11 protein-coding genes and 1 pseudogene are annotated in these 12,028 nt (G+C 69.0%); 9 read left to right on the top strand and 3 right to left on the bottom strand.

Annotated features, from left to right (window positions below; translation table 11 throughout):
- The first annotated feature begins 12 nt into the window (after positions 1-12).
- The 9 genes and pseudogenes from LH62_RS20735 to LH62_RS32745 form a co-directional block, all read left to right on the top strand.
- Entirely contained in the window at positions 13-987 is a 975-nt protein-coding gene (locus tag LH62_RS20735; RefSeq protein WP_043363921.1) for a Gfo/Idh/MocA family protein, read from the top strand.
- Between the two features lie 57 nt (positions 988-1,044).
- Entirely contained in the window at positions 1,045-1,395 is a 351-nt protein-coding gene (locus LH62_RS20730; protein ID WP_043363920.1) for a RidA family protein, read from the top strand.
- A 291-nt stretch (positions 1,396-1,686) separates the two neighbouring features.
- A complete protein-coding gene (locus tag LH62_RS20725) occupies positions 1,687-2,463 on the top strand; it encodes a CHAP domain-containing protein (protein WP_236552590.1) in 777 nt (258 codons plus the stop codon).
- Positions 2,464-2,535: 72 nt separating this feature from the next.
- Positions 2,536-3,507, top strand: a complete 972-nt coding sequence (locus LH62_RS20720; RefSeq protein ID WP_043363919.1) for an ABC transporter ATP-binding protein — start codon at positions 2,536-2,538, stop codon at positions 3,505-3,507.
- The gene (locus tag LH62_RS20715; protein WP_043363918.1) at positions 3,504-4,547 is read left to right on the top strand and encodes an ABC transporter ATP-binding protein; all 1,044 of its coding nucleotides are present in this window, start codon (positions 3,504-3,506) and stop codon (positions 4,545-4,547) included. Before LH62_RS20720 ends, LH62_RS20715 begins: the two co-directional genes overlap by 4 nt.
- On the top strand, positions 4,544-6,049 hold the full coding sequence (locus tag LH62_RS20710) for an ABC transporter substrate-binding protein (protein ID WP_043363917.1): 1,506 nt from the start codon (positions 4,544-4,546) through the stop codon (positions 6,047-6,049). The genes LH62_RS20715 and LH62_RS20710 overlap by 4 nt, the downstream gene beginning before the upstream one ends.
- A complete protein-coding gene (locus tag LH62_RS20705; RefSeq protein ID WP_043363916.1) occupies positions 6,050-6,997 on the top strand; it encodes an ABC transporter permease in 948 nt (315 codons plus the stop codon).
- Positions 6,994-7,851, top strand: coding sequence for an ABC transporter permease (locus tag LH62_RS20700; RefSeq protein WP_043363915.1), 858 nt, complete (start codon positions 6,994-6,996; stop codon positions 7,849-7,851). The genes LH62_RS20705 and LH62_RS20700 overlap by 4 nt, the downstream gene beginning before the upstream one ends.
- Positions 7,852-8,312: 461 nt before the next feature.
- Positions 8,313-8,963, top strand: a pseudogene (locus tag LH62_RS32745) (RES family NAD+ phosphorylase); the annotation flags it as partial.
- Between the two features lie 30 nt (positions 8,964-8,993).
- Here LH62_RS32745 and LH62_RS20695 read toward each other — a convergent pair.
- From LH62_RS20695 to LH62_RS20685, 3 genes are all read right to left on the bottom strand, one after another.
- A complete protein-coding gene (locus tag LH62_RS20695) occupies positions 8,994-9,647 on the bottom strand; it encodes a YoaK family protein (protein WP_082012879.1) in 654 nt (217 codons plus the stop codon).
- Positions 9,648-9,835: 188 nt separating this feature from the next.
- The gene (locus LH62_RS20690) at positions 9,836-10,993 is read right to left on the bottom strand and encodes a serine hydrolase (RefSeq protein ID WP_043363914.1); all 1,158 of its coding nucleotides are present in this window, start codon (positions 10,991-10,993) and stop codon (positions 9,836-9,838) included.
- Positions 10,994-11,046: 53 nt separating this feature from the next.
- Complete coding sequence (locus LH62_RS20685) at positions 11,047-11,973, bottom strand: 3-hydroxyacyl-CoA dehydrogenase (protein ID WP_082012691.1); 927 nt, start codon at positions 11,971-11,973, stop codon at positions 11,047-11,049.
- Positions 11,974-12,028 lie beyond the last annotated feature (55 nt).

Here is a 12,028-nt window from a genome sequence, read left to right as displayed (position 1 = left end):
GACATCCCTATCATGTTGAACACCGCGATCGTCGGCATGGGCCGCTGGGGCCGCACCCTGGTGGAGAGCGTGCAGCGCAGGAACGGCGCCGGCCTCCGCTTCGTCGCCGGCACCACCGGCACGCCCGCCAAGGCCGAAGCCTGGGCCGCCGAGCAGGGTATCCGCCTGCACCCAAGCTTCGAGGCCGTCCTCGCGGATCCGGAGGTGAAGGCCGTCGCACTCGCCACGCCGCACAGGCAGCATGCCGAGCAGGTCATGGCCGCCGCCGCCGCCGGCAAGCATCTCTTCGTTGAGAAACCCTTCACACTCAGCAAGGCGAGCGCCGAAGCCTGCGTTGCCGCCTGCCGCCGGGCCGGCGTCGTGCTCGCCCTCGGCCACAACCGCCGCTTCCTCCCCGCGACGCTCGAGACGAAGCGCATGCTCGCCGCCGGCGAACTCGGCACCGTCCTCCATGCCGAAGGCCATATCAGCGGCCCCGGCGCCTTCGGCTGGAAGCCCGGCATGTGGCGCGCCGACCGCGAGGAAAGCCCGCTCGGCGGCATGGGCGCCATGGGCATCCACATGATCGACATGCTGATCAACCTGATGGGCCCCGTCGCGGAAGTGACCGTGCAGTCCTTCCCCCGCGTTTCGCCACATATCGACGACACCACGGCGATGCTCGCTCGCTTCGCCTCCGGCGCCACCTGCAATTTCGCCACGCTCTCGCTGACCGCGCGCTATTGGCGCGTCGCCCTCTTCGGCACCAAGGGCCATCTGGAGATGCAAGGCCAGGACCGCTTGGTCTTCACCCCCGTCGAAGGCCAGGGCTGGGCCCGCGACTTCGACAAGGTCGATATCGAAGCCGCCGAGCTGGAAGCCTTCGCCGCCGCCGCGGCCGGCGGCCCCGCCTATCCGCTGCCGGTTGAACAGGCGATCCACGGCGTCGCCGTCTTCGAGACAATGATCGGTGCGGCCGCCTCCGGCAGCACCTACGCGGTCGCCTGACTTGTCGCTGCCTTGGCCGGGCCCTAGAACGGCCCTTCCTTAAAGGAGGGGCAGCCGATGTCGAAGATCACCCGCCAGGGCAGCAACACGATTCTCTCGGGTTCCGTCGAGTACCACAACTTCGTCTACCTGGCCGGCATGACCGCCGACGATCTCTCGCTGGACGTCACCGGCCAGACGAAGCAGGTCCTCGCCAAGATCACCGCTGCGCTCGAAGCCAACGGCACCGACACCACCCGCCTGCTGACCGCGCAGATCTGGCTGAAGAACATCACCGACCGCGACGCGATGAACAAGGTCTGGGTCGAGTGGCTCGGCGATGCCGGCCGCCCCGCTCGCGCTTGCGTTGAGGCAAACATGGCCGATCCTCGCCATTTGGTGGAGATCATGGTCACCGCCTGCCGCTGAACGGGCAGGACTCGCATGGGCGGCACCCTTCGGTGCCGCCCTTTTCGCGACTGTTGCACACCAGCCATCACACTGTGGCAAGACTCATTTTTGAGACTATATCTAGGACGATTCTCCGTTCACGGATCAGTAACCGACCGCCCTTCCGATAAATCACGCTGGATTTCCCGGGGTTTCGCCGCTCCCGGTTGCGCGAGACATTTGTGACCCGGATAACCCCATTTGTGTCGCGAGGTTACGGCATCGCGAGAAAAAGCGGCCCGCGTGCCGTGCAGGGGGATGGGTATGCGGATGCATCGTACGGCAATGGCGTGGTGCGTGGTGGCCGGTGCGCTGGCGGCGTCGGGCGACGCCATGGCCGCGCAGCGGGACCAGGCCCAGCAGCGCCCTGGCCGGGACACGGTGCAGAAGGTGGGCATTGCAGCGCATCAGGCGCATGCCGTGCGGCACCGGGCCGCGAGCCGCCTCCGCACCGCCCGCCGCAGCCAGGTTCGCCTCGCCGCCGCCCCGGCCGAGAGCGGCGGCATTTCCTGCGTCCCCTATGCCCGTGCCGTCACCGGCATGCAGGTCAGCGGCAATGGCGGCGACTGGTGGTCCAACGCCGCGGGCCTCTATGATCGCGGCCAGCGGCCGGAGCCCGGCTCCGTCATGGCCTTCCGCGCAACGGGCGGCATGTCCCGTGGCCATGTCGCCGTGGTCCGCCGCGTGGTCGCCCCGCGCGAGGTTCGCATCGACCACGCCAACTGGGGCGGTCCCGGCATCCGTCGCGGCTCGGTGATGCAGGATGTCAGCGTGATCGACGTGTCGCACGCCAATGACTGGTCAGAGGTCCGCGTCCAGTCCGGCTACAACGACAACGCCTTTGGCCGCGTCTATCCGACCTACGGCTTCATCTACAACCGCCCGGATGACGGCGTGACTGCCGGCACCGCCTATGCCGGCATGCAGCTTCACCGCAGCGCCCGCTACGAGCAGGTCGCCGAGATGCCCGACGGCCACGGCGCCCGCGGCTACAGCCTGCAGGGCCTCGCCCCGCTCCGCACCGCCCAGGCCCGCACCGCGCGCTAGGCGATCGCGTCTTGCGCCCATCCGCCGGCATGTCACTGTCCAGGGGATGACGCGCTTCCGCACACCCGGCTGATGGTCCTCGAGATCCGGGACCTTGCCGTTACCTTCCGCACCGATCGCGGCCCGCTCCGGGCCGTCGATGGCGTCTCCTTCGCGGTGGAAGCCGGCCGGACGCTGGCCGTGGTCGGCGAGAGCGGCTGCGGCAAGTCGGTCACCGCCCTGGCGGCGATGGGCCTGCTGCCCCCCAATGCCCGGCTCTCCGGCTCCATCCGCCTGCGCGGACGCGAGATGGCGACGCTCGCCCAGGCCGAATGGCGCCGCCGCCGCGGCCGGGAGATCGCGATGGTCTTCCAGGAGCCGATGACCAGCCTCAACCCCGCCTTCACCGCCGGCGAGCAGGTCGCCGAGGTGCTGCGGCTGCATGAGCGCCTCGGCGACCGCGCTGCCCACGACCGCGCCGTCGCCCTGCTCGACCGCGTCCGCATCCCCGACGCCGCCCGCCGCGCCCGGCAATACCCGCACCAGCTCTCGGGCGGCATGCGCCAGCGGGTGATGATCGCCATGGCGCTCGCCTGCCGCCCGCGCCTGCTGATCGCCGACGAGCCCACCACCGCCCTCGACGTGACGGTGCAGGCCCAGATCCTCGCCCTGCTCGACGAGCTGAAGCGCGAGACCGGCACGGCCGTGGTGCTCATCACCCACGACCTCGGCGTCGTCGCCGACCATGCCGACGATGTCGTCGTCATGTATGCCGGCCGCATCGCCGAGCGCGCTCCCGCTGCCCGTCTCTTCGCCCGCCCCGAGCACCCCTACACTGTCGGCCTGCTTGGCGCCGCCCCCCGCATCGAGGGCGGCCCCTCCCGCCTCGCCAGCATCGAGGGCACCGTCCCCGACCTCCTCCACCCGCCGGACGGCTGCCGCTTCGCCCCCCGCTGCCCCTTCCGCGGCGCCGACTGCGCCCGCCAGCCCCCCTTGGCCGAGGTGGAACCGGGCCACGCCACCGCCTGCTGGCGCGCCCCGCTCGACCGCGTGCTCGCCGCATGACCGAGCCGCTGCTGGAACTGCGCGGCCTCCGCAAGCACTTCCCGCTCCGCGACGCGCTCGGCCGCCGCCGCGGCGCCGTCCGCGCGGTCGACGGCGTGTCGCTTGCCATCCCCCGCGGCTCGGTGCTGGCGATCGTCGGCGAGAGCGGCTGCGGCAAATCGACCCTCGGCCGCCTCGCGCTGCGCCTGATCGAGCCCGATAGCGGCAGCGTCCTGTTCGAGGGCGAGGACCTCCGCACCCTCTCCCCCGCCGCGCTCCGCGCCCGCCGGCGCGACATGCAGCTGATCTTCCAGGACCCCTTCGCCAGCCTCGACCCGCGCATGACGGTCGGCGCCGCGGTCGCCGAGCCGCTCCGCCTGCACCGCATCACCCCACGCGCCGGCGAGGCCGCCCGCGTCGCCGAGCTGCTGGAACGCGTCGGCCTCCGCCCCGAAGCCGCCCGCCGCTGGCCGCACGAGTTCAGCGGCGGCCAGCGCCAGCGCATCGCCATCGCCCGCGCGCTCGCCAGCGGCCCCCGCCTCGTCATCGGCGACGAGCCGGTGAGCGCGCTCGACGTCTCGGTCCAGGCCCAGGTGGTGAACCTGCTGGCCGACCTGATCCGCGACCTCGGCCTCACCTTCGTCCTGATCAGCCACGACCTCGGCGTGGTGCGCCACATCGCCGACCGCGTGGCCGTCATGTATCTCGGCAGCCTGGTCGAGGAGGGCCCGGCCGAGGCGCTCTTCGCCGCTCCCCGCCACCCCTACACCCGCGCCCTGCTCGCCGCCGTCCCCGGGCGGGGGATCAAGTCCCCGCCCATCGAGGGCGATGTCCCAAGCCCCATCGCCCCGCCTGCCGGCTGCCGCTTCCACACCCGCTGCCCCCATGCCGAGGCCATCTGCCGCGAGCAGGCGCCGGCCCTCGCCGGCGAGGCCCACCGCGCCGCCTGCCACCTGCAGGACCGCCTGCCCCCCGCCCCGCCACTGCGCGAGGCCGAGCCCGGCGGCGAGCGCCTCCGCCGCCTGCAATCCTTCTTCCAGCCTGCCGGGAGCAGCGCATGATCCGCCGAACCTTCCTCGCCGCCCTCGCCTCCCTGGCGCTGAGCGCCGTGGCCGAGGCGCAGACCTTCCGAATCGGCCTCCGCGAGGATCCCGACATCCTCGACCCGACGCTCGCCCGCACCTTTGTCGGCCGCATCGTCTTCGCCACGCTCTGCGACAAGCTCTTCGACATCAATGAGAAGCTGGAGATCGTGCCCCAGCTCGCCACCGGCCATGCCTGGGAGGACCCGAAGACGCTCCGCATCACCCTGCGCGAGGGCGTCCGCTTCCACGATGGCGAGACGATGGATGCGGAGGCCGTGCGCTACTCGCTCAACCGCCACCTCACGCTGTCCGGCAGCTTCCGCCGCAGCGAGATCGGCGCGATGGAGTCCGTGGAGGTGATCGACCCGCGCACCCTCCGCATCCGCCTCAAGGTCGCCTCCTCGCCCTTCCTCTCCCAGCTCACCGACCGCGCCGGGATGATCGTCAGCCCGAAGGCTGCCGAGGCTGCCGGCCGCAGTTTCGGCAATGCGCCCGTTTGCGCCGGCCCCTACCGCCTGGTCGAGCGCGTGGCGCAGGACCGCATCGTGGTGGAGCGCTTCGATGGGTACTGGGATGCCGCGCGCATCCACATCCCGCGCATCACCTTCCTGCCGATCCCCGACAGCACCGTCCGCCTCGCCAACCTGCAATCCGGCGCGCTCGAGATGGTGCAGACCATCGAGCCGGACGATGTGAAGGCTGTGCAGGCCAACCGGCGGCTCCGCGTCGCCGCCTATGACGAGCTCGGTTACCAGAGCATCGTCTTCAACATCGGCAACGGGCCGCGCGCCAACGCCGCTATCGCCCGCGACCCGCGCATCCGCGCCGCTTTCGAGCTGGCCATCGACCGCGATGCCGTCAACCAGGTGGTCTACGAGGGTGCCTACACGCCAACGGCGCAGCCCATTCCGCCTGGGAATCCCTATCACGTTCCGGCCTTCCGCCCGGAGGGCCGCGACCTGGCCCGCGCCCGCACCCTGCTGCGCGAAGCTGGCGTCACGGCGCCCGTGCCGGTCGAGATGACGGTGCCGAACAGCCCCGACCTCCGCCAGGCCGGCGAGGTGATCCAGGCCATGGTACAGGAGGCCGGCTTCGCCCTGAAGCTGAACACCATGGAATTCGCCTCGAGCCTCCAGGCCGCCAACCGCGGCGAGTTCGAGGCCTACCTCATCGCCTGGTCCGGCCGTGTCGACCCCGATGGCAACACCTGGACCTTCCTGCACAGCCAGGGCGGCCAGAACGACGGCAAATACGCCAATCCCGAGGTCGACCGCCTGCTGGATGCGGCCCGCACCGAAAACGATGTCGCCGCCCGCCGCGCCCTCTACGGCCGCATCTTCGAGATCGCCCTGCGCGGGGACCGCAGCCGCATCATCCTCTGGCACCGCAAGAACATCGTCGCCCACACATCGCGGCTCAGCGGCTTCGTCCCCGTCGCCGACGGCCTGATCCGCCCTCAAGGCCTCAGGCTGAACTAGATGCTCCCCTGGCTCCTCCGCCGCCTCGGGCAGATCATCCCGACGCTGCTCATCCTCTCGGTGCTGATCTTCGGCCTGCAGCAGCTCATGCCCGGCGACCCGGCGCTGATCCTCGCTGGCGAGGAGCGCGGCGACCCGCAGGTGCTGGCGCAGATCAGGGCCGAGCTCTTCCTCGACCGCCCCCTGCCGGAGCAATACCTCCACTGGATCACCCGTGCCGTGCAGGGCGATTTCGGCTTCTCCTGGCGCATCCGCGAGCCGGTGGCGAAGCTCATCCTCGAGAAGCTCCCCGTCACCTTCCAGCTCGCGGTGACGGCCTTCCTCATCGCGCTGGCCATCGGCATCCCCGCCGGCGTGCTCTCCGCCGTCCGCCGCGACCGCCCGACCGACTGGCTGGTCAACGCCGTCGCCCTCTTCGGCATCTCGACGCCGAATTTCTGGCTCGGCATCATGATGATCCTGCTGTTCAGCGTGCAGCTCGGCTGGCTTCCCCCCTCCGGCTACGTGCCGCTGTGGGAGGACCCGCTGCAGAGCCTGGCCACCACCATCATGCCCGCCTTCGTCCTCGGCTCCGGCATCGCCGGCGTGCTGATGCGCCACACCCGCGCGGCGATGCTCGGCGCCCTCGGCCAGGACTATGTCCGCACCGCCCGCGCCAAGGGCCTCGGCGAGCGCGCCGTCGTCGGGCGGCATGCGCTGCGCAACGCGCTGATCCCCGTTGTCACGCTCGGCACCATCGAATTCGGCCGGCTGCTCGCGGGCGCGGTGCTGACCGAGCAGATCTTCACCATCCCCGGCTTCGGCAAGCTGATCGTCGATGCCGTCTTCAACCGCGACTACCCCGTGGTGCAGGGCGTGGTGATGGCGACGGCGCTGATCTTCACCGGCCTCTCCCTCGTCGCCGACCTGCTCTACATGGCGGTCAACCCGCGCCTGCGCACCGCATGAGCGCTACCGCCGACAGCCCGGCGCGTCGCGCGCTCCGCCGCTTCCTCCGCCACCGCCTCGCCGTCTTCGGCCTCATCGTCGTGGTGCTCTTCATCCTCGCCGCGCTGCTGGCGCCATGGCTCTCCCCCGCCGACCCCTTGCAGACCTCCTGGACGGCGATCCGCAAGCCGCCCTCCGCCGCCCACTGGTTCGGCACCGACGAGAACGGCCGCGACGTGCTGGCGCGCGTGCTCTACGGCGCCCGCGCCTCGATGGCGGCCGGCGTCCTCTCCGTCAGCGTCGCCCTGCTGATCGGCGTGCCCATCGGCCTGCTCGCCGGCCTCGCCGGCGGCTGGGTGGATGCGCTGATCGCCCGCATCGCCGACGCCATGCTCTCCGTCCCCTTCCTCATCCTCGCCATCGCGCTGGCCGCCTTCCTCGGCCCCGCGCTCGAGAATGCGATGCTCGCCATCGCCATCACCGCCTCGCCCATCTTCGTCCGCCTCGCCCGCGGCATGGCGCTCGACGCCCGCGCCACCGACTGGGTGGAGGCCGCCCGCGCCCTCGGCAACCCGCCCTGGCGCCTCGGTCTCGTCCATGTCCTGCCGAACATCATCCCGCCCCTGCTGGTGCAGGCGACGCTCTCCATCGCCGAGGCCATCATCGCCGAAGCCTCGCTGAGCTTCCTCGGCCTTGGCCAGCAGCCGCCGGCGCCCTCCTGGGGCAGCATGCTGAACAGCGCCCAGCGCTTCCTGACCCAGGCGCCCTGGCTGGCGATCTTCCCAGGCCTCGCGATCTTCCTCGTCGTCCTCGCCTTCAACCTGATGGGCGACGGGCTGCGTGACGCGCTCGATCCGCGCGGGGAACGGCGGTAGGGTAAGAACTCGGTCACCGCTGGCTGTTTCGACCCGCAACAAACCCACTCATCATCGACCCGGGTGGCTGGGTTTGGTCCGGAGCAGAACGGCCGCTATGGTTGCTACGCTTCAAGCCTTACAGGCGATAAGCGGTCCTTCATGTTCGGCTGAAGAACGCCTTCCGCGCTCTGATCTGGCGTCGGGGTCTAGATCGTTCCACCTAATCCATTTCGGCGAGATGAATCGCCCTCAACTGCAATCGAACCGCGGTGCTAAATCTTTATCGTTGCCGCAACGGAGTTACGCTGGCCGTGGATGCTTTTGACGAGCCGAATCTTCGGGTAAGCCTGTGCGCTGATTGTGCGCTCCACCCCAGCCTCAAGCGACTTATCGAGGGTGATAGCGTCATTGGGCTTTGTGCTTTTTGCGGGAAATCGGATGCAAAAGTCCGAAATCCTGATCGCATCGAACCGATAATTATGCTTATCCGAAGCTTGGTCCGATACTATTGGGATGAATTTGAATACAACCATCACTGGGGAGGGGATTCGGTTCTCGGTTTATTTAAAAGTAATGATAATCTTGTGGTCAAACCGCCTGCCACCGAAGATTATCTCGATCTGTTTCATGAGACTTTCGATTGGCCGCCATATCCCGATCCAGACAAAGGCATTTCAGTATACGCCGGTTTCGACGACGACACACGGCTGGTTGCTCGGGCAATTTCCCGCACAGATCCGGAGGAATTTGTCGATCTGCAGAGCAGGTTGCTGAAAGAGAACTTTTTTGAAGTGGAACCTGCACTTGAAGCGATGATCGATCCATTCTTGGGGGACATCACTACCGAGTTACCCGAGGGGGATGTTTGGTTCCGTGCTCGCCTTGGCTACAAACAGATCTATCAGAGATTTAACTTCGGATGGCACGCTGATATATTATACCAGCCGTGGTTCGGCAACGAAATCGGAGCGCCGCCCCCCATCAACGCTGGGGCCGGCCGATTGAATCGGGCCGGTGTGTCAATGCTCTATCTTGCCTCAGATTCTGGAACCGCGTGCGCCGAAATCAGACCACATCCCGGCCATCATGTTTCCTTGGGCGGCTTCAAAAGCCTAACGAAGATTCGCTTAGCTGACTTCGATCCAGACATCGCCACATTTTCAGCCAACGAAACCCGACTCAGCCAATACGCGGTTATAAAAGCCTTCGATCGGTTGATGAGCACACCTGTTACTCCCGACGCAAGGACACCGTATCTGCTGACGGTTGACCGCCGCCTCCGCCCGCCGGCGCCTTCGCAGCGCGATGTCGAGCAGGTTGCCGAGCTCGATGCCGATATCCGTCACCATCCCCGTCACATGCGTCGTGCGGATGCGCGCATTGGAGATGCGCGTCACCACCGCGTTCTGCAGCCCCATCAGCGCGCTCATCCCGAGCACGAAGCCGAGCCCGCCCCAGAGCTGCGGCACCCAGGCATCCGCCGCCGCCAGCCCCGCCAGCAGCACCGCCTCCGCCATGATGCTGAGCGCATGGATGCCGGCGAGCCCCCGCCTTTGCCCCTCATTCGCCAGCAGGGTCGAGGCCGCCGCCCCGGCGACGAAGGAGGTGACCAGCCCGAGGCACACCATCGCCCCCGCCCAGTCCCCGAGCGCCAGCCGGTCCGCCAGCGTCGAGACCGCCCCCGTCATATGCGAGGAGTAGATGCCGATCTTGTAGAAGCCGACCGTGTTCAACGCCCCCGCCGCGAGCGCCAGCGTGCAGGCGAGGTTGCGGTCGGCGGCGAGCGGCCTGGCATCGCCTTGCCGGATGAGCATGCGGGGGTCCGGGGCCTGGGTTGTGACGACCCCGATCATAACCCCTTGCCGCCGCCGCCCCAAGCCTGCTATTAGGAACATCTGCCCAAGGTGGTACTGCGCTGCAAACCGCCTCAAACCCTAAAATCTAAAATTCCCGCCGTTTCGCCAGGGTTTTCAACACCCTGGCGCCGGCCCGTCTCAACAATTCAACCCGCATGCACCGCCCGCTCGAACGCCGCCAGCAGGTCGAGAACCCGCGGATCGGCGAAGGGAAAGCTCTGCGTCAGCAGCACCCCGCAGCGGTCATGCGCCGGGTCGATCCAGTAATAGGTATTGCCGAGCCCCGCCCAGGCCATGCTCCCGGCCGAGCGCCCACCCATGGGATGCGCCTCCTCGTTCAGCATGAAGGCGAGGCTCCACCGCTTCCGCTGCCCGGGGAAGAACTCCGCATCATGCGAAACGCCTGGCTGCGCCGTGGCGAGCGGCCCGACCAGTAATTCGTCCATCTGGTTGCGGCCGAGCGCCTCTACGGTGGCGGGCTCGAGGATGCGGGCTCCGTCCAGCGCCCCGCCATTCAGCACCATGCGGCAGAAGCGAAGGTAGTCGGGCGCCGTGCCGTAGAGGCCGCCGCCGCCCATGTCGAATTCCTGCTCCTCCGGAATCGGGAAGGGGATGGGCCCAAGCCGCCCATCCACGCGACGGCTGTGCATCGCCGCGAGCCGTGCGCGCTGCTCGGGGCCGGGGCGGAAGCTCGTGTCGTGCATCCCGAGCGGCCCGGTGATGCGCTCCTCGATCACATCGCCGAGCCGCTGCCCGGTGACGGCCTCGACGGCGAGGCCCGCCCAGTCGATGCCGATGCCGTAGTGCCAGGCCGTGCCCGGGTCGGCGACCAGCGGCAGGGCCAGCGCCTGTAATTTGCGCGAGGCAACGCCGGGGATGCCCGTCATTTGCATGTAGCGGCCGATGTCGGCGTTCCACATCGGGTAGCTGAAGCCGCTGGTATGGGTCAGCAGTTGGCGGAGCGTGACGGCGCCGCGGGCCGGACGGAGGATCGGCTCGCCGGCCGCGGAGAAACCCTCCAGCACCCGCGGACTGGCGAGGTCGGGCAGGACCTCGGCAATCGGCTCATCAAGCGTGAGCCGGCCCTCCTCGACCTGCTGAAGGGCCGCGACGCTGGTGATGGCCTTGGTCATGCTGGCGATCCAGCCGACGGTATCGAGCGTCATCGCCTCGCCGCCCGCCGCGGAGCGGAAGCCGGCCGCGCCCTCGAACAACGTCCCCGCCGCATTGCCCGCGACGGCGACGACGCCGGCCACGGCGCCACTGGTCACGGCCTCATCCAGCAGCCTGCCGATCGCCTGCATGGCCACGTTCCTCCCTCTGGTTGCGGAAAGGCAACTCCCGCCGGACCGCTCGGTCAAGACTGCCCACGCTTATGCGCGATGAGCGCCATCAGCCGCCGGTCCCGCCAGGCGCTCCGCCCCTCGATGCCATCGAGCGGCAAGGCCGCCCGCCTTTCCCCGGCGACCTGCCCGACCGTCTCCCGGTCGTAGAGATAGGGCGTCTGCTCCTCGGTGATGCCTCCCATCAGCGGCCCGAACCGCTCGACGTAATCGGCGACGCCGCCCGGCGCATTGAGGTCGATGGTCTCGAAGGGCCCCATGAAGGACCAGCGCAGCCCAAGCCCGTCCTTCACGCAGGCATCGACATCCTCGGCCGACATCACCCCGTCGCGCACCATGCGGAAAGCCTCCGCGACGAGGGCCGCCTGCAACCGATTGAGCACGAAGCCCCGCGTCTCCTTGTGCGCCGTCACCGGCACCTGCCCGACGCGCTCCATCAACCCTCGCGTCCGCGCCACGACGGCCGGATCGGTCCAAGGGGCGCCGACCAGCTCGACGAGCGGGATGAGGTAAGGCGGGTTCACCGGATGCGCGACGAGGCAGCGCCCCCGCCCCGCGAGGTTCCCGGTGAACTCGCTCGCCGGAATGCCGCTCGTGGACGAGGCGAGCACCACCTCCGGACCGCAAAGCCGGTCCAGCTCGGCGAACAGCTCCTGCTTCGGCCCGAGCCGCTCCGGCCCGTTCTCCTGCACATAAGCAGCACCCGCGACGCACTCCGCCAGCGTCGCCGCCGCCGTGACGCGCGCCGTGATGATGAACGGCTGCTCGGTGACGAGCCCCGCCGCATGCAGATCGGCCAGGCTCTCGCCGATCAGCGCCAGCGCCCGCTCCGCCACCCCAGGCGCCTTGTCCCAGAGCCGGACGGGGTAGCCCGCTCGGGCGAAGACGATGGTCCAGGCGCGGCCGATCAGCCCGGCGCCCACCACTGCGATCTGCTCCATCAAAATCGTCCTTCCGTGACGTTCCGCCCGGGAAGGTGGCTTGATCCCGGCCTCC

Source organism: Belnapia sp. F-4-1 (assembly GCF_000802185.1).
Taxonomy (GTDB): Bacteria; Pseudomonadota; Alphaproteobacteria; order Acetobacterales; family Acetobacteraceae; genus Belnapia.
The sequence above is the reverse complement of the archived record's forward strand: the minus strand, read 5'-3'. Positions and strand labels throughout refer to the sequence as shown.